This is a genomic window from Cognatazoarcus halotolerans (assembly GCF_009800965.1).
Classification (GTDB): Bacteria; Pseudomonadota; Gammaproteobacteria; order Burkholderiales; family Rhodocyclaceae; genus Cognatazoarcus; species Cognatazoarcus halotolerans.
In genome coordinates, this window is sequence record NZ_WUAF01000008.1 from 110,632 (window position 1) to 126,891 (window position 16,260).

The 16,260-nt window shown below is 65.4% G+C and carries 15 protein-coding genes and 1 tRNA gene; 10 read left to right on the forward strand and 6 right to left on the reverse strand.

The features are described from left to right. Nucleotides 1-84 precede the first annotated feature (84 nt). From acuR to GQB03_RS12145, 6 genes are all read left to right on the forward strand, one after another. Nucleotides 85-720, forward strand: coding sequence for an acrylate utilization transcriptional regulator AcuR (acuR, locus tag GQB03_RS12120; RefSeq protein WP_159689456.1), 636 nt, complete (start codon nucleotides 85-87; stop codon nucleotides 718-720). A gap of 46 nt (nucleotides 721-766) precedes the next feature. After that, complete coding sequence (gene acuI / locus GQB03_RS12125; protein WP_159689459.1) at nucleotides 767-1,750, forward strand: acrylyl-CoA reductase (NADPH); 984 nt, start codon at nucleotides 767-769, stop codon at nucleotides 1,748-1,750. A gap of 91 nt (nucleotides 1,751-1,841) precedes the next feature. After that, entirely contained in the window at nucleotides 1,842-2,423 is a 582-nt protein-coding gene (locus GQB03_RS12130; protein WP_159689462.1) for a peroxidase-related enzyme, read from the forward strand. 92 nt (nucleotides 2,424-2,515) lie between these two features. Then, complete coding sequence (locus tag GQB03_RS12135) at nucleotides 2,516-3,103, forward strand: NADPH-dependent FMN reductase (protein ID WP_159689465.1); 588 nt, start codon at nucleotides 2,516-2,518, stop codon at nucleotides 3,101-3,103. Between the two features lie 12 nt (nucleotides 3,104-3,115). Beyond that, nucleotides 3,116-3,994: a pirin family protein gene (locus GQB03_RS12140; RefSeq protein ID WP_159689468.1), complete on the forward strand. Its 879-nt coding sequence runs from the start codon at nucleotides 3,116-3,118 to the stop codon at nucleotides 3,992-3,994. Nucleotides 3,995-4,003: 9 nt separating this feature from the next. Further along, nucleotides 4,004-4,879 carry a LysR substrate-binding domain-containing protein gene (locus tag GQB03_RS12145; RefSeq protein ID WP_235027041.1) on the forward strand — a complete coding sequence of 292 codons (876 nt, stop codon included), beginning with the start codon at nucleotides 4,004-4,006 and terminating at the stop codon, nucleotides 4,877-4,879. 36 nt (nucleotides 4,880-4,915) lie between these two features. Here the strand turns inward: GQB03_RS12145 and GQB03_RS12150 are convergent, their stop codons facing one another. The 4 genes from GQB03_RS12150 to GQB03_RS12165 all read right to left on the reverse strand — a co-directional run bounded on the left by GQB03_RS12150 (nucleotide 4,916) and on the right by GQB03_RS12165 (nucleotide 8,404). Then, nucleotides 4,916-5,305, reverse strand: a complete 390-nt coding sequence (locus GQB03_RS12150) for a hypothetical protein (RefSeq protein ID WP_159689469.1) — start codon at nucleotides 5,303-5,305, stop codon at nucleotides 4,916-4,918. 296 nt (nucleotides 5,306-5,601) lie between these two features. Continuing rightward, on the reverse strand, nucleotides 5,602-6,102 hold the full coding sequence (locus tag GQB03_RS12155) for a LutC/YkgG family protein (RefSeq protein WP_159689472.1): 501 nt from the start codon (nucleotides 6,100-6,102) through the stop codon (nucleotides 5,602-5,604). A gap of 116 nt (nucleotides 6,103-6,218) precedes the next feature. Then, complete coding sequence (locus tag GQB03_RS12160; RefSeq protein ID WP_159689475.1) at nucleotides 6,219-7,634, reverse strand: LutB/LldF family L-lactate oxidation iron-sulfur protein; 1,416 nt, start codon at nucleotides 7,632-7,634, stop codon at nucleotides 6,219-6,221. Next, nucleotides 7,631-8,404, reverse strand: coding sequence for a (Fe-S)-binding protein (locus tag GQB03_RS12165; RefSeq protein WP_159689478.1), 774 nt, complete (start codon nucleotides 8,402-8,404; stop codon nucleotides 7,631-7,633). Before GQB03_RS12165 ends, GQB03_RS12160 begins: the two co-directional genes overlap by 4 nt. A gap of 183 nt (nucleotides 8,405-8,587) precedes the next feature. On the opposite strand from GQB03_RS12165, the gene GQB03_RS12170 reads away from it, so the two are divergent. Continuing rightward, a tRNA-Leu gene (locus tag GQB03_RS12170) sits at nucleotides 8,588-8,672 on the forward strand. 198 nt (nucleotides 8,673-8,870) lie between these two features. Then, nucleotides 8,871-10,943 carry an AsmA family protein gene (locus GQB03_RS12175; protein ID WP_159689481.1) on the forward strand — a complete coding sequence of 691 codons (2,073 nt, stop codon included), beginning with the start codon at nucleotides 8,871-8,873 and terminating at the stop codon, nucleotides 10,941-10,943. A gap of 193 nt (nucleotides 10,944-11,136) precedes the next feature. Here the strand turns inward: GQB03_RS12175 and GQB03_RS12180 are convergent, their stop codons facing one another. Next, nucleotides 11,137-12,042 carry a carbon-nitrogen hydrolase family protein gene (locus GQB03_RS12180; protein WP_159689483.1) on the reverse strand — a complete coding sequence of 302 codons (906 nt, stop codon included), beginning with the start codon at nucleotides 12,040-12,042 and terminating at the stop codon, nucleotides 11,137-11,139. Between the two features lie 179 nt (nucleotides 12,043-12,221). Further along, nucleotides 12,222-13,724, reverse strand: coding sequence for a MocR-like pyridoxine biosynthesis transcription factor PdxR (gene pdxR, locus GQB03_RS12185; RefSeq protein ID WP_159689485.1), 1,503 nt, complete (start codon nucleotides 13,722-13,724; stop codon nucleotides 12,222-12,224). 177 nt (nucleotides 13,725-13,901) lie between these two features. Between pdxR and gabT the strand changes: the two genes are divergently transcribed. Both gabT and GQB03_RS12195 read left to right on the forward strand, forming a co-directional pair. Continuing rightward, nucleotides 13,902-15,200, forward strand: a complete 1,299-nt coding sequence (gene gabT, locus GQB03_RS12190) for a 4-aminobutyrate--2-oxoglutarate transaminase (RefSeq protein WP_200832200.1) — start codon at nucleotides 13,902-13,904, stop codon at nucleotides 15,198-15,200. 79 nt (nucleotides 15,201-15,279) lie between these two features. Further along, nucleotides 15,280-16,248, forward strand: coding sequence for a TAXI family TRAP transporter solute-binding subunit (locus GQB03_RS12195; protein WP_159689324.1), 969 nt, complete (start codon nucleotides 15,280-15,282; stop codon nucleotides 16,246-16,248). Nucleotides 16,249-16,260 lie beyond the last annotated feature (12 nt).

Below are 16,260 nucleotides of genomic sequence, written 5' to 3' on the forward strand. Positions count from 1 at the left end.
TTTCGGCTGAGTGCAGAAAAGGTGGCGGAGGGTCCAATGGAAATGAGCCTTGAGTTTACTAAACGATCGGTCTAATATCCGGCCATGCCTGATCCGACTCCCATCCGCCGTGGCCCCGGCCGGCCGCCCAAGCGCATCGATGATCGTCTTGAAACGCGCGAGGCCTTGATCCGCTGCGGCATCGAGGTGCTCACCGAAAAGGGTTTCACCGCGACGGGAATCGATGCGGTACTCAAGCGCATCGGCGTACCCAAGGGTTCTTTCTATCATTACTTCGAGAGCAAGGAAGCGTTTGGCCTCGAAGTGGTCGACAGCTACGCGGCCTACTTCGCCCGCAAGCTCGATCGCTGGTTCCTCGACGATTCGCGGCAGCCGCTGGCCCGCCTCGCCGCTTTTGTCGATGATGCCAAGGCTGGCATGGCGCGCCACGGGTTCAGGCGGGGGTGTCTGATCGGCAATCTGGGGCAGGAGATGAGTGCGCTGCCCGAAACCTATCGCGATCGACTCGAGGCGGTGTTCCTCGATTGGCAGGCGCGGTTGGCGAAGTGCCTGGTTCTGGCGCGCACGCGAGGCGATATCGCGGCCGAAGCCGACTGCGAACGGCTGGCCGCGTATTTCTGGATCGGCTGGGAAGGGGCGGTCCTGCGCGCCCGCCTCATGCGCAGCGAGACGGCACTCGACATCTTTGCGCAGGGTTTCATCGGCGGTCTGCCGCGATGATTTTTTCGTTTAATTAGAGACAATCGGTCCAAAAAGGAGGCAGCAAATGTTCAAGGGCATTCTGATCGAGAAGGACGACGCGGGTTACCGGGCAAACCTGGCTGAAATAGATGAAGCACAGCTGCCCGACGGCGATGTGACCGTGGCGGTGCAGTACAGCACGCTCAACTACAAGGATGGCCTGGCGATCACCGGCAAGGGACCGGTGGTGCGCAAGTTCCCGATGGTGCCGGGTATCGATCTGGTGGGTACGGTTGAGGCCAGCAGCAATCCGGATTACCGCGTGGGTGATGCGGTGGTGCTGAACGGCTGGGGCGTGGGTGAGGGGCACTGGGGGGGGCTGGCGCAGAAGGCGCGCCTCAAGGGCGACTGGTTGGTGCCGCTGCCCACCGGGTTCACGCCGAAGCAGGCGATGTCGATCGGCACGGCCGGCTACACCGCGATGCTGTGCGTGATGGCGCTCGAACGCCATGGCGTCACGCCCGACAAGGGCGAGGTGCTGGTGACCGGAGCCAACGGTGGCGTCGGCAGCGTGGCCGTGGCGGTGCTCGCGCGGCTCGGTTACACCGTGGTGGCTTCGACCGGTCGGCCTGCGGAGGCGGAGTATCTCAAGAAGCTCGGCGCCGCGGAGATCATCGACCGCGCGCAGTTTTCCGAACCGGGCCGCCCGCTCGGCAAGGAGCGCTGGGCCGGGGCGGTCGATTCGGTCGGCAGCCATACGCTGGCCAACGTCTGCGCGACGACCCGTTATCGTGGCACGGTTGCGGCATGCGGCCTGGCTCAGGGCATGGACCTGCCCGCCACGGTGGCGCCTTTCATCCTGCGTGGCGTGACGCTGGCCGGTGTCGACAGCGTGATGTGCCCCCGGCCCGATCGTCTCGAGGCGTGGGCGCGCCTGGCGCGTGACCTCGACCCCGCGCTGCTCGAGTTGATCACCCACGAAATCGGTCTTGCGGCAGCGATCCCCACCGCGGCGGAACTGCTGGCAGGCAAGGTGCGTGGGCGCATCGTGGTGGATGTGAATCGCTGAATATTCTCCGAGGCTTCGGCAAGTCCGGCAGCGTGCCGCACTTGCCCGGCATCGCATACAACGGAAACAACAACGGAAACAGGATCTGCAAATGACACAGGCAAAAATCAGTCGCTTCCCGGTCGCGGAGCTCGCCGAGCTACCCGAAGACGTCCGCGCCCGCATCCTCGGTGTGCAGGAAAAGGCCGGCTTCGTACCAAACGTCTTTCTCATGCTGGCCCACCGCCCGGCGGAATTCCGTGCCTTCTTCGACTATCACGATGCGCTCATGGAAAAGGATGTCGGTCTGACCAAGGCCGAGCGGGAGATGATCGTGGTGGCCACCTCGGGTGCCAACAACTGCCTCTACTGCGTGGTGGCCCATGGTGCGGTGCTGCGGATTCGCGCGAAGAACCCGTACGTGGCCGACCAGCTTGCCACCAACTACCGCAAGGCCGACATTACGGCGCGCCAGCGCGCGATGCTCGACTTCGCGATGAAGCTGTCTCTGTCCGGCGGTGCGGTGGAGGATGCCGACATGGCGGTGCTGCGCGAGCATGGTTTCGATGACGAGGCGATCTGGGACATCGGTGCCATCACGGCGTTCTTCTCCATGAGCAACCGCCTTGTTCATCTGACCGGGACGCCGCCGAACGAGCAGTTCTTCCTGATGGGACGGGTGCCGAAAGGCTGACAGGCAAAAATGCGGGGTGCGCTGCGGTCGGGGCCGGGTTATGCTCGGCCCACCGGCCTCGCTGCAGGCCTGTTTCGACGGAGATACCAGGCATGTCCGCTCCCCGCATTCTCGTTTTCGCCGGCAGCGCCCGCCGCGAGGCGCTTTCCAAACGTCTGCTGTCCGCGTGCATACGACCGCTAGAAGCGGCCGGCGCGCAGCTAAACGTGGTCGACCTGGCCGATTACCCGGCACCGCTCTACAACGGCGATCTCGAGGCAGAGTCCGGCATTCCGCCGAGCATGATCAGCCTGCAGCAGCACCTCGCGGCAAGTGATGGCCTGCTGGTGGTCTCGCCGGAGTACAACGGCTCGATTCCGCCTCTTCTCAAGAACACCCTCGATTGGTGCTCGCGCCCGAACCCCGCCGATCCCGAACGTTCGGGCGGCGGTATTTTCGCCGGCCGTCCTGCCGCGGTGCTGGCGAGCTCGCCGGGGCCGATGGGTGGCGTAAGGGTGTTGTTCCATCTGCGCGACATACTCGGATACCTTGGCATGTACGTGATTCCGCAGCAACTCGGCGTCGGGCAGGCCGGCGCCGCAATCGGCGACGACCTGCGTCTCCTCGATCCGCGCCAGCAGGCCATGCTCGAGGGGATTGCAAGCGCGCTGACCACGGCGGCGTGCAAGCTGCGTGCCTGAGGAGGTGGCGCGTTGAGTATCGAACAGACGCTGCATCCCCGCGAGAAGGATCTGGGGGGCGGCTTCAGGGTCCGGCGGGTGCTGCCCAGTTCGGCGCGACGTTCGATCGGACCGTTCCTCTTTCTTGACCATTTCGGCCCGGTCATGGTGCGCCCGGGCGACCGGCGCGATGTTCGCCCGCATCCGCACATCGGTCTGGCGACGGTGACCTACCTGTTCGAGGGGGCGATCATGCATCGCGACAGTCTCGGCAGCGTGCAACGCATCGAGCCCGGCGCGATCAACTGGATGACCGCCGGACGCGGCATCGTGCATTCGGAGCGTGTCCCGGCCGATCTGCGCGAGCGCAGCTACACCAGTCACGGCCTGCAGTTATGGGTGGCGCTGCCGCAGGCATTCGAAGAATGCGCTCCGCGCTTCGAGCATACCGAGGCGGACGCGCTTCCGTCGATCACGATCGACAGTGTGGCGGTGCGGGTGCTGCTCGGCCAGGCATTTGGCGCGGTTTCTCCGGTCGAAACCCTGGGCGAGACGCTCTATCTCGATATTCGCATGCCTGCGGGCGGCAGCATCGCGCTGCCGGGCTGCTATCCGGAGCGCGCCATCTATGGTGTCGACCACCCGTTCGTGGTCGACGGTGAAGCGCTTCCCGCGCATACCCTCGGTGTGCTCCGCAGTGGCGAGGAGGTGAGGGTCAGTGCTGACGAGGCGGCGCGATTCGTGGTGATCGGTGGCGCCCCCCTGGATGGACCCCGCTACATGTGGTGGAACTTCGTTTCGTCGCGCAAGGAGCGTATCCGGGAGGCCGCGGATGCGTGGGCGAACGGGCACATGGGCGGGGTGCCGGGCGATGACGAGCGGATCCCGCTGCCAGACTCGCGCTTCGCCTGAGGGGCCGTGGTGAGTGCCATCCGCCGTATTCCTCCGATGCATGCGCTTTCAGCCTTTGAGTCGGCTGCCCGGCTGGGCGGTTTCGGCCAGGCCGCGAACGAGCTCTGCATCACGCCCAGCGCGGTCAGCCATCGCATCCGCCAGCTCGAGGCCCTTCTGGAAATCCAGCTCTTCGAGCGGACCCCCACCGGGACACGTCTTACCGGCGAGGGGCGGCGCTACCTCGAGAGCGTACGTGAGGCGTTTGACAAGCTCGCCAGCGCGGGGGGGCGGGTGGCCGCCGAAAAGGAACGTTTGCGGGTACTGCTGCCACCGACATTCGCGCGGCAGATGCTGATGCCGCGATTGCCGGAATTCCTGCGTCTTCATCCGGAGATCGAACTCGCGGTGAACATGGCCGTGCCGCTCGCCAATGTCTCGGCCGAATCCGCGGACGTCGAGGTGAGGTGGGGGGATGGCGACTATCCGGAATGGAAGGTCTGCAAGCTGTTCGATGACACCGTCACGCCGCTTGCCGCGCCGGCGTTCGGCGCCATGCACGGCCTGCTCGAGCCTGCCGACCTCGCCCGGACGGAACTGCTGCGCGCGGAACTGCTGCCCTGGAAAGGTTGGTTCGAGGCGGCGGGACTGGACTGGCAGGAGCCACAGCGCGGCACCGTGTTGAATGATCTGGGCATGTTGCTGGAGGTGGCCGCCCAGGGGCTCGGGGTCGCGCTGTGCACCCGCCGGATTGCCGCGGGCTGGGTGGAAGCCGGCCGCTTGGCGCCGTTGTTCGAAGTGCGGGCGCCGGCCCCTTTCACCTATTACGCCGTGGCCTCGCCACTGTCGGCCAAGCGTGCCGCCGTGGCTGATTTCATCGACTGGCTGCAGCAAAGCGTGGCTTGAGCCGCGCCCCGCAAGCGAGGCGCGGTGTGCCGTGCCTCAGCGCAGCGGGATCACCAGCGGCGGGATGTTGAAGCCGATCACTACCGAGGGATTGCGGTCGTAATAGGCAGCCGGCGGATTGGTGTAGTAGTAGTTCGATTCGCGCACGACGGTGCGGCGTTCGTAACGGGGCTCATGGCGGTAATGATGGCGATGGCGATCATGCCCATAGGCCATCGGCGCCCAGCGGCGCTCCACCACGCGTTCGCGTACCACTTCGCGGCCGCGCGGCGCTTGCCAGTGCCGGTCGGAGCGGTTGTCCCGCCATTCGCGTTGTGAGCCGTGGCGATCGTCTCCACGCCGTCCGTCGGCGCTCGCCGGAAGGGCGCTTCCCAGCGCAACCAGGGCAACCACCGCCCCCAGCAGTTTTCGGCCAGTATGTTTCATCTGGAATCTCCTTGTTGTCGATTGCTGCCGGACGTCTGCCGAGAAGCAGTGCAGGGCCGGTGCAATTGCACGATAAGGGCCGATCGCGATGTGGTGTTGCGCGATTTGTAAGCGAATCCTCTGCCGAGTGCCGCAAGATCGCGGGCAAATTCGCGCCGGCTGGGGGGCTGCGGCGTGCAAACGGAGGTTTCGACGGGGCCGCGGTGCGACATTTGCGCGATTTCCGATACGTTCTCTTTACACGCCTTTGCAGAAATACACCGTATCAGACACGACCGGCGCCCCCGCCGCGCCGCTCAGGGCTCGACTATCAGGACATGGACCTGCCGCGGGCCGTGAGCACCCAGCTGGATGGTTTGCTCGACGTCGCCGGTGCGCGACGGGCCGGCGATCAGGTTCAGCGCCCTCGGCATCTTTCCGGTGGCGCGAACCATCTCCCAGACACCTTCCTGGTTGTCGCGCAGATCGGCCGCGTCGAGCACGATGAGGTGGAACTCCGGCGCGTAGTTGTGGGTGATCGGCGAATCCGGTCCCGAATACATTGCGAGGCTGCCGGACTCGGCGATGGCGCCAAAGGCCTTGGATACCGCGCAGACCTCGTCGATGCCGGCCTTGTCGCTGTGGCGGGCGAGATCTTCGGGCCAGGGGAGCCCGGCCAGCGGCGCGGCAACCGCGATGCGCGCCGGCAGCTGCCGCTCGGCCAGCCAGTTCATGACCCGTACGGGTACCTCTTCGATCGCTGCGAGCCGTTCCCAGCTGCAGGCGTGGGCCTCGAGCCGCTCTACGAACTGCGCCATGCTGCGTTCGCCGTAGCTTGGCCCAGGCGGGCGGGACCCCGGCAGGGGCGTGCGGCCGCCCCGCCCGCTTTTCCCTGCGAGCGCCGAGCGGATGCTTGAAAGGACTTGTTCGCGGCTCATTTCTCACCCCGCATTGCCTGGAATTTTTCGAGAAAGGTCGGGCCGTCGGGTGCGGGGATGTCCCTCACCGAGGTCCAAGCCCCGGCGCCGGGCAGGCTGGCGATGCGGCCGGATTTGCCGGCGCGGGCGCGCAGCAGCCGGCTGCCGAAGCGCTCCAGCGCGTGGTAGAGCCCCGGATTGCGGGCGACCCAGCCCCACACACCCATCATGCGGCGCTGGCTGGCGGGCATCAGGCCGGCCTTCACCTGTTCACTGCGCAGTGTGCGGATCAGCTCGGTGAGCGGAATCTTCACCGGGCAGACGCTCTGGCAGCGGCCGTTGAGGGTGCAGGCGTTGGGCAGGTCGTAGTGTTCGGCGAGGCCGTTGAACAGCGGCGTGAGGATCGAGCCCATCGGGCCGGGATAGACCCAGCCATAGGCGTGACCGCCGACTGCGCCATACACCGGGCAGTGGTTCATGCACGCGCCACAGCGGATGCAGCGCAGCATCTCGCGGAACTTGCCGCCGAGCATCTTCGAGCGACCGTTGTCCACCAGCACCACGTGGTATTCCTCTGGGCCATCGGGGTCGCCGGGGCGGCGCGGGCCGGTCGACAACGTGGTGTAGCACTCGGTGTCCTGGCCGGTGGCGCTGCGCGCCAGCAGGCGCAGGAAGACCGACAGATCGTCGAGCGTTGGCAGCACGCGTTCGATGCCCGAGGTGACGATATGCACTCGCGAGAGCGTCTGGGTGAGGTCGCCATTACCTTCATTTGTGACGATCACGCTGGTACCGGTCTCTGCGATCAGGAAGTTGCCGCCGGTGATGCCCACGTCGGACTGGAAAAACTTCTCGCGCAGCACGGTGCGAGCTTCGCCGACCAGACCGGCCACCGTGTCTTCGCGCGGACGGCCGGGGTGGTTGGCCTCGAAGAGGTCTGCCACCTGCTCGCGGGTCTTGTGAATGGCCGGGGCGATGATGTGCGACGGCGGCTCGTGGGCGAGCTGGATGATGTACTCGCCCAGGTCGGTCTCGACGACCTTGTAGCCGGCCTCCTCGAGCACCTCGTTGAGGCCGATCTCTTCCGAGACCATCGACTTGCCCTTGCAGATCGTCTTTGCCTCTGCCTTGCGGCAGATGTCGAGGATGATGTTGCGCGCTTCCTCAGCATCGCTGGCGAAATGCACATGGCCGCCGGCCGCCTCGACGGCTGAGGCGTAGCGTTCCAGCCACTCGTCGAGATTGTCGAGCACCGCGTCCTTGATCGCCGCCGCGGTCTCCCGCAGCTGCTCGAAACCCTCGAGCGCCGCGACCGCATCGGCGCGCTTGGCGACGAACAGCGGCTTGAAGTTCTTGAGTGCCTTTTGCAGCGAGGGGTTGTGCAGCGCCTCGTCCGCGCGACTCTTGAAGGTGCCCTGATACACGCCACTCATCGTGCTTCCTCCTCGCCGATCGCCGCGCCGTCGGTGGCGCCGGCCAGCACCTCAGCAGCGTGCCACACCCTGACCTTCGAGCCCTTGCGGCGCAGCCGGCCGGCCATGTTCATGAGACAGCCCAGATCGCCACCCAGCAGGGTGTCCGCGCCGGACGCTTCGATCGAGCGGATCTTGTCGTCGACCATCTTCTCCGAGATGGCCGGGTACTTGACGCAGAAGCTGCCGCCGAAGCCGCAGCACACCTCGGCATCGTCCATCTCCGATACGGAGAGTCCGGTCACACTCGACAGCAGTTCGCGCGGCTGTTGCTTGACACCGAGCTGGCGCAGGCCGCTGCAGGAGTCGTGGTAAGTGAATGTGCCTTCGTAGCGGGCATCTATGTTCACCTTGCGTACCTGGGTGAGAAAGGTGAACAGCTCGAAGGCCTTTGCCGCCAGCGCCTTGGCGCGTGGTCCCCATTCGGGGTCGTCCCTGAGCATTTCCGGATACTTGTGCACCGTGCCCATGCACGAGCCTGATGGCGCAACGATATAGTCGTAGGGTTCGAACTGGGCGATCAACTGGCGGGCGAGCGCGCGGGCCGCGTCGTCATCGCCGGCCGAATAGGCGGGCTGGCCACAACAGGTCTGCTGTTGCGGCGCCGAAACACGACAGCCGGCCCGTTCCAGCAACTGTACCGTGGCGAAGCCGATGTTCGGTCTGAAGACGTTCATCAGGCAGGTTGCAAAAAGCCCGACATGGGGCTGTGTCGCTTGGGTCTCTGGCATCGATCTCCTCCGGCTTGGGGGCGTGGTGTCGCCTCGTTGTGTGCGGCCATCCTATGGCGGCGGCCGGCTGCGCTCAAGCGAATGGTCTTCAGCAGGGTGATGAAACGGATTTGCGAGCCTCGCCTGACCTCGCAACCGGGACTTGCCCGCGGCGCTTTTTTTGGTATCATCGCGCCTCTTGTCGCTCTGGTGGTGAAATTGGTAGACACGCTGTCTTGAGGGGGCAGTGGCGAAAGCCGTGCGAGTTCGAGTCTCGCCCAGAGCACCAGATCCTTTCCGGCATCCTTGCGGACCTCTTCTCCGCCCCTCCCGCGATGCCCGGTTCCTCAGCCGATGGCTACAACTGCTTGCATTGTGAGCCTTGTCCGGACCCTTGCCGGCTGATAGGGTCTGCCGTATCGAGTGCGTCCGCAGCGACCTCCTGAAGCGGTGCGTCGGGCGAGCGCAGCACTCTTGCCGACAGATCATGAAACCCATTCTCCGCGCGGCCGTCGTCATTGGCGGATTGCTCGTGCTGCTGGCCCTGGGCGTTGCCGCCTACCTGCGCTTCGCCTTCGATCCCAACGATTACCGCGATACGCTTGCCCGGCTGGTGCAGGAGCGTACCGGCCGCCAACTCGTCATAGATGGCCAGATCGAACTGTCGGTTTTTCCGTCGCTCGCGATCGAGCTGGGGGAGACCCGGCTGGGCAATGCCGCGGGGTTTTCGGAGCGGCCCTTTGCGAGCGTCAAGGCGGTCCAGGCGGGTGTGAAGCTGCTGCCGCTGCTGGGCCGCAAGATCGAGCTTGATCGGGTGGTGCTGGATGGCTTGACGCTGAGCCTCGAGAAGCGGGCGGACGGCACGACCAACTGGGCCGATCTGGGTGGCGCCGAAAAGGCTCCCGGATCGGCTGCCGAGGCGCATGGCGGTGGGACTGCCGTCGCCGGGTTCGAGCTCGGCGGGCTGGAGGTGCGTGATGGCGCGCTGATGTGGGATGACCGTCAGGGAGGTAAGCAGCACAGCATCGACGGACTGAGCCTCGAGGTCGGTGCGATCCGTCCCGGCAAGCCGTTCGACCTCAAGGTGGGGCTGGGTTTCAAGTCCGCGCAGCCCGCGGTCGACGGCACGCTGCAGCTCGCAGGCCGGGCGAGTGTCGATACCGCTGCCGGACAGTACGCGCTCGATGACATGCGACTTGTCGTGAATGCCGCCGGGCAGGATGTGCCGGGTGGCAAGACCGAACTCACGCTTATCGGTCGGCTCGCCGCCGACCTCGGCAGCGGCACTGCCAGTGCCACGGGTCTGCAGCTTGCCGCCTATGGCCTGTCCTTGCAGGCCGATCTTGCCATTACCGGGCTTGGCGACACGCTGCATGTCAGTGGCCCGTTGAAGCTCGCGCAGTTCGATCCGGCCGCGCTTATGAAGGCGCTCGGTGCGGACAAGCCAGCCGATGCCGGGGTACTGAAGCGGGCCAGCCTGTCGGCAAGGATCGAGGGCGGCAGCAAGGGCGTGGCCCTGCGCGATCTGGCGCTGAGTCTGGATGACAGCACCCTGAGCGGGCGTTTCGCGGTCGAGGACTTCGATCGTATGGCCTTGCGCTTCGAGCTGTCGCTGGACCGGATCGACCTCGACCGTTATCTGTCTGGTGGCGCAGGAAAGCATGGGGGCACTTCGGTCGGTGGCGACAGGAAGTCCGGGCAGGCTCTGCCGGCGCTCGATGTCGACGGGCGCCTCGCGGTGGGGGCGCTCAAGTATTCAGGCTTGTCGCTCAGCGATCTCCGACTGGCCTTGAACGGACAGGGTGGGCGCTACCGGCTCAGGCCCGAGGCTGCCCTTTACGGCGGCCGCTATCGCGGGAACATTGCCCTGGATGGCCACGGCAAGGTGCTTTCGGTCAGCACCGACGATCGACTCGAGGGGGTGGCGATCGGTCCGCTGTTGCGCGCGCTGAGCGGACGGGAGGAGAAGCTCACCGGCCGGGCCGACGTGACCTTGAAGCTCAGGACCGCGGGTCCGGATGCGGTGGCCTACAAGCGCAATCTCGATGGCGTCGTGGCTCTGCGGGTGAGTGACGGTGCAGTCAAGGGTGTCAACATCGCAGCCTATCTGCGCCAGGCCCAGGCGCGCCTGAGCGGCAAGCCGGTTGCCGCGGTGGCCGATACCCGGCAGACCGATTTTTCCGATCTTTCGGCCACCCTCTCGATTGCCGGCGGCGTGGCCCACAACAAGGATCTCAGCCTGCGCTCGCCACTGTTGCGGGTGGGCGGAGAGGGCAGCGCCAATCTCAACACCGAAACGATCGATTACCTCGTCAGGGCCTCGGTGGTGGGGACACTGACCGGCCAGGACGGCAAGTCGCTGGACCGTCTGCGCGGGGTGACGGTACCGATCCGGGTCACGGGCACGTTTGCCGAGCCGAAGTTTGCGCTCGATGTGAACAGCCTCGTGTCCGGCACGGTAAAGGAAAAGATCGAGGAAAAGAAAACCGAGATCAGGCAGAAGGCGGGCGAGGCGCTCAAGAAGGAACTGGAGAAGGGCCTGGGCGGCCTGTTCCGCTGACAGGCGGTCGCCGACGGTTGTCCCGCGCTCGGCGCCGCTGGTCGGTGTCGATCGAAGGCGGTGGGCGCCTGTCCTCGGAGAGCGCTTTGTCCGATCGATAAATGCGCAGTCTGGTTGTCTTCGCCTGCAACGGTTGTTCGGGTGTCGAGTTACGTGGTTGGCGGCAGGTAGGCGTCGCCGCAGCCCCGAAGCCTCAGGACTTGCCAGGATCGGGGGCGACTGGCGGTTGTTCGGTGCCCACTCCTGGGGTGCGGACGGGCCTGGTCAGCGGGCCGAGGCTGTGTAAATAGCCGTCGATGGCGTTGTTCCGCTGGTAGACCGGGAATTCGACCGGTCGATCGCGGAAGCTCTTCAGCGTCTGGCCGAGGCCGCGGACGCCGACTTCGCGCTCGCGTCTTACCCGCGACAGGTCGATTTCGACCGGGATCGTCTCCTCGCCACTGCCCGCCTCGTGGATGACGTAGCCGGAGGGGTCGATGACGATCGAGCGGCCGGTGCCACAGTCTCCCAAGCCATTGATGTCGAAGAAGTAGCACTGATTGGTGGCGGCGCTGGCGCGGGCGATCGACAGTTCGACGTCACGATCGATGGTGTCGGTCATGGTTGGATGCAGAATGCATTCGGCGCCCATCGACACCAGCGTGCGGGTGGTCTCTGGGAACCACATGTCGTAGCAGATCGAAACCCCGAAGCGCCCGGCTTCCGGTACGTCGAACACGCAGAAGCCGGTGCCGGGCCTGATGCCCGTCTCGTACGGCTGGAACGGGAACATCTTGCGGTAGCGCTGGACCACCTCGCCGCTGGGGTTGATTACCGGGGTGGTGTTGTAGATGTCGTCACCGACGCGCTCGAAGAGCGAGCCGGGCAACAGCCACAGGCCGTGCCTGGCCGCCATCTGGCAGAAGATCTGCTCGGCCGGGCCGCCGGTCGGCTGGGCGTGGCGAGGTGAGGGCCCGTAGGGGGCGAGCTCGCTGAACATCACCATCCTGACCCAGGGAAAGCGTGCCATGAGGATATCCAGCTTGCGCCCCATGGCCGCGATGTTCTCCTCTCGGGCGGAAAGCTGCATCTGGATGCCGGCGATCGCGAAGGGGGTCATGCGTACTCTCCTGGTGTCTGTGCTGGTGCCGTGCGCAGGGGGGGCCGACGAAAGGGCTGTTCCGAAAGATGTTCTCGAGTGGGAACCCTGAAAATATTGAACGGCCGCTGGCGTCGTAAAGCAAGCGCGGATCGATCGCGGTGTTCGTAGCCGTGCCTCGACACTCGCCGGGAAGGGGCTCAGGCGCGCGGCGATCGGGGGGCCGGCCGATCGTCGCGCAGACGTCGTTCGGCCAGTGCGCAGAGTCGCGAGGCGGCGGCGTCGATATCCTCGGGCGAGACCGCCGCGAAGCCGAGCACCATGCCGCTGAGCGTGCGCGCACGGTCGCCGTAGTACATCGAGAGCGGGCGGAAAACGATGCCGTCGGCGAGGGCTTCCTGCGCCAGGGCAAGATCGTCGATCGGTCGGTCGAAGACATAGGTCATGTGAAGCCCCGCCAGGCCGCCGGTGCTGCGCACATGCTCACCGAGGCGCGACTCGATCGCCACGCGCAGTTGCCCGCGGCGCTCCTGGTAGATTCCGCGCACCCGTTTGAGATGGCTGCCGAGGTGCCCGGCGTCGATGAATTCGGCCAGCGCCGCCTGTTCGATGAGGCGGCCTTCGCGGTAGAGTTCGGCATTGCCCGTGGAGAAGGCGTCCACCAGGTCTTCGGGCACCACCAGGTAAGCGAGGCGCAGCCCCGGAAACATGACCTTGCTGAAGGTTCCCAGGTAGAGCACCCGCTGATCGCGCGATTGTCCGAACAGGGCGCCGATGCTGTGAGGGTGGTAACGGATTTCGTTGTCGTAATCGTCCTCGATGACCCATGCGTCCTGCGTCTCGGCAAACTCGAGCAGCTGGAGGCGGCGACGCAGAGACATCAGCGCGCCGGTCGGATACTGGCTGGAAGGCGAAACGAAGATCAGTCTCGGGGCCGCGGCTCTGCCGCGCGAGGGCACGATACCCTCGTGATCGACCGGCACCGGAACCAGTTCGAGCCCGTTCGCGCGCAGCACGTTGCGGGCGCCCCAGTAACCGGGATCCTCCATCCACACCCGGTCGCCCGCGTCGCACAGCATTCGCGCGCACAGATCGATGGCTTGATGCGAGCCGTTGAGAATGAGGATCTGCTGCGGCGAGCAACTCATCATGCGCGAGGCCTTGAGATGTTCCGACAGCGCGACCTTGAGCGGGCCGTAGCCCCCATGGCTGTAGCGTGCGAGGTGACGTTGCTCGAAGCGGATATTCTTCGACAGGAGGCGACGCCAGATCTCGAAGGGGAACAGGCCGACGTCCGGTACTCCGGGGACGAAGGCGCCGCCCTGGATGCGGCTGCTCGTTGCGTTCCCGGCGATCTCCCGGCCACGCGCCGAAAGTACCAGGTTGCTGCCGGGCCGGCGGGCTGCACCCGGCCCGTCCGCTGCGGATTCGGGCAATGCATCCGAGACACGGGTGCCGGAACCGCACACGGTCTGCAGGTAGCCGCCCTCCCGCAATTGTTCATAGACGCGTACCAGCGTGCTGCGGCTGCAGCCGATCTGGTCGGCCAGCTGGCGGCTGGGGGGTAACAGGCTGCCGGGCCGTAGTTCGCCCTCAAGAATGAGTCGACGAATCGCCAGATAGAGGTTGGCACGCAGTTTCCGGCTCGGAGACTCCCTCATGATCTGGCGCAGGATCAGGTCTGTCTGATGGAGCGGATTCATCGGGTGTGCATGAATTGGTATCAGAACATTCGCGGGAACTGGACCAATGGTGCGCCGATTTCGTGTCTAGAATCAATTAGCACGTGGCCGGAAACACCGTGGCCCGCCCTGTGCTGCCTCTCGAAAGCACGAACTGGCGTGCGTTCGATCGATCGACGTGTCGTCCAGGAGACCGGTATGAGTGACAGCTCTGGTACCAGAACGAACGCAGGTTTGATGGCCCGGCGTGCGGCGGCGCTGCCGCGCGGGGTCGGGCAGGCCCATCCCTTGTTCGCCGCGCGGGCCGAGAATGCGGAAATCTGGGACGTCGAGGGCAAACGCTGGATCGATTTCTGTTCGGGGATCGCGGTGGTCAATACGGGCCACCGCCACCCGCGCGTGATGGCGGCCGCACGTGCCCAACTCGAGAATTTCACGCATACCTGTTTCCAGGTGATGGCTTACGAGTCCTACGTCGAGCTGTGCGAGCGGCTCAACGCCGCGGCGCCGGGGTCGAGCGCCAAGAAATCCTTCCTCATGAACAGCGGGGCCGAGGCGGTCGAGAATGCGATCAAGATCGCCCGTGCGGCAACCGGACGCAGCGGTGTCATCGCCTTTGGTGGCGGCTTTCACGGGCGCACCATGTTCGGTATGGCACTGACCGGGAAGGTCGCGCCCTACAAGGTGAAATTCGGTCCGTTTCCGGCCGAGATCTTCCATGTGCCGTTTCCGCACCTGCTGCACGGTATTACCGAAGACGATTCTGTGGGTGCAATCGAACGTCTGTTTAAGTGCAGTATCGAGGCGACTCGGGTGGCGGCGATACTCGTCGAGCCGGTGCAGGGCGAAGGCGGGTACATACCGGCACCGCCGACGTTTCTGCACCGTCTGCGCGAACTCTGCGACAGGCACGGCATCCTGCTGGTGGTCGATGAGGTGCAGACGGGCATTGCCCGGTGTGGGAAGCTCTTCGCGAGCGAGCATTACGGTGTCGAGCCGGACATCGTGACGCTGGCCAAGGGTCTGGGGGGCGGATTGACCATCTCTGCGGTGGTCGGCAAACAGGCCCTGATGGACGCCGCCGAGCCGGGCGGGCTGGGTTCCACCTACGCCGGCAATGCGGTGGCGGTGGCCGGGGCGCTGGCCGTGCTCGACGTGGTGGCGGAAGAGGGACTGTGCGATCGGGCCATGCGGCTGGGCGAAGTGATGAAGGTGCGATTCGCGGCGATGAAGACGCGGTTTGCAAGCATTGCCGAGGTCCGCGGGCTCGGTGCGATGGTTGCGGTCGAGTTCTGCCGCGATGGCGATGCGCAACAGCCGGCCGGCGAGATCGCCGCTGCATTGAAGGATGAGGCCGCACGGCGGGGGCTGTTGTTGCTGACCTGCGGGGTGTACGGGAATGTGCTTCGGATGATGGTCCCGCTGACCGTACCGGAAGCATTGCTCGAGGAGGGGTTGGACATCATCGAGGCATCACTCGAGGCTATCGGCGCCTGATGATCGGTGTCACCGACGGCTGGCTCACGACCGGCATGGGTTGTGCCGGCATCAACTGGTTAACTCAAGGAGCAAATACATGAAGAAACTGACCGCAATCGCAGCAGCACTGAGTCTTGGCGCTTCGTTGCTGAGTGTCCCGGCGCAGGCCGAGACCAAGTTCGTGACGATCGGCACCGGCGGTGTCACCGGCGTCTACTACGCGGCCGGCGGCGCGATCTGCCGCCTCATGAACAAGGACCGCGCCAAGCACGGTATCCGCTGCTCGGTCGAATCGACCGGAGGCTCGGTCTACAACATCAACACCATCAAGGCCGGAGAGCTCGACTTCGGCGTGGCCCAGTCCGACGCCCAGTTCAACGCGGTCAAGGGTGTCGGCCAGTTCAAGGACGCCGGTCCGATGAGTGAGCTGCGTGCGGTCTTCTCGATCCACCCCGAGCCGCTCATGGTGCTGGCCCGCAAGGAAGCCGGTGTCACCAAGATCGAAGACTTCAAGGGCAAGCGCTTCAACGTCGGCAACCCCGGCTCGGGTACCCGCGCCACCATGGACGGGCTGATGGCGGCACTGGGCATGAAGATGTCCGACTTCTCGCTGGCCTCCGAGCTCAAGGCCGACGAGCACGGCGCGGCGCTGTGCGACAACAAGATCGACGGCTTCGCCTACGTGGTCGGCAACCCCTCGGCCAACATCCAGGATCCGACCACTACCTGCGGCGCCAAGCTGGTGAACGTGACCGGTCCGGCGGTCGACAAGCTGGTCAAGGAGTATCCGTACTACGCGGTGGCCACCGTGCCCGGCGGTACCTACGCCAACAACCCGGATCCGATCAAGACCTATGGCGTGGTGGCCAGCTTCGTGACCTCCAGCAAGGTCTCCAACGATGTGGTCTATACCCTCGTCAAGGCGGTCTTCGACAACTTCGACGACTTCAAGAAGCTGCACCCGGCCTTCGCCAACCTCGAGCCCAAGGACATGATCAAGAACGGTCTGTCCGCCCCGCTGCATGACGGCGCGGTCAAGTACTACAAGGAAAAGGGCTGGATGTAAGCCCGGTCTCGG

What these genes read in the sequence shown, in the direction of transcription:
- GQB03_RS12175 (WP_159689481.1), top strand. Translation starts at nt 8,871, where the DNA reads ATGAAACCCATTCTCCGCGCGGCCGTCGTCATTGGCGGATTGCTCGTG.
- GQB03_RS12180 (WP_159689483.1), bottom strand. Translation starts at nt 12,042, where the DNA reads ATGACCCCCTTCGCGATCGCCGGCATCCAGATGCAGCTTTCCGCCCGA.
- gabT (WP_200832200.1), top strand. Translation starts at nt 13,902, where the DNA reads ATGAGTGACAGCTCTGGTACCAGAACGAACGCAGGTTTGATGGCCCGG.
- GQB03_RS12130 (WP_159689462.1), top strand. Translation starts at nt 1,842, where the DNA reads ATGACACAGGCAAAAATCAGTCGCTTCCCGGTCGCGGAGCTCGCCGAG.
- GQB03_RS12195 (WP_159689324.1), top strand. Translation starts at nt 15,280, where the DNA reads ATGAAGAAACTGACCGCAATCGCAGCAGCACTGAGTCTTGGCGCTTCG.
- acuI (WP_159689459.1), top strand. Translation starts at nt 767, where the DNA reads ATGTTCAAGGGCATTCTGATCGAGAAGGACGACGCGGGTTACCGGGCA.
- pdxR (WP_159689485.1), bottom strand. Translation starts at nt 13,724, where the DNA reads ATGAATCCGCTCCATCAGACAGACCTGATCCTGCGCCAGATCATGAGG.
- GQB03_RS12155 (WP_159689472.1), bottom strand. Translation starts at nt 6,102, where the DNA reads ATGGCGCAGTTCGTAGAGCGGCTCGAGGCCCACGCCTGCAGCTGGGAA.
- GQB03_RS12150 (WP_159689469.1), bottom strand. Translation starts at nt 5,305, where the DNA reads ATGAAACATACTGGCCGAAAACTGCTGGGGGCGGTGGTTGCCCTGGTT.
- GQB03_RS12160 (WP_159689475.1), bottom strand. Translation starts at nt 7,634, where the DNA reads ATGAGTGGCGTGTATCAGGGCACCTTCAAGAGTCGCGCGGACGAGGCG.
- GQB03_RS12165 (WP_159689478.1), bottom strand. Translation starts at nt 8,404, where the DNA reads ATGCCAGAGACCCAAGCGACACAGCCCCATGTCGGGCTTTTTGCAACC.
- GQB03_RS12135 (WP_159689465.1), top strand. Translation starts at nt 2,516, where the DNA reads ATGTCCGCTCCCCGCATTCTCGTTTTCGCCGGCAGCGCCCGCCGCGAG.
- acuR (WP_159689456.1), top strand. Translation starts at nt 85, where the DNA reads ATGCCTGATCCGACTCCCATCCGCCGTGGCCCCGGCCGGCCGCCCAAG.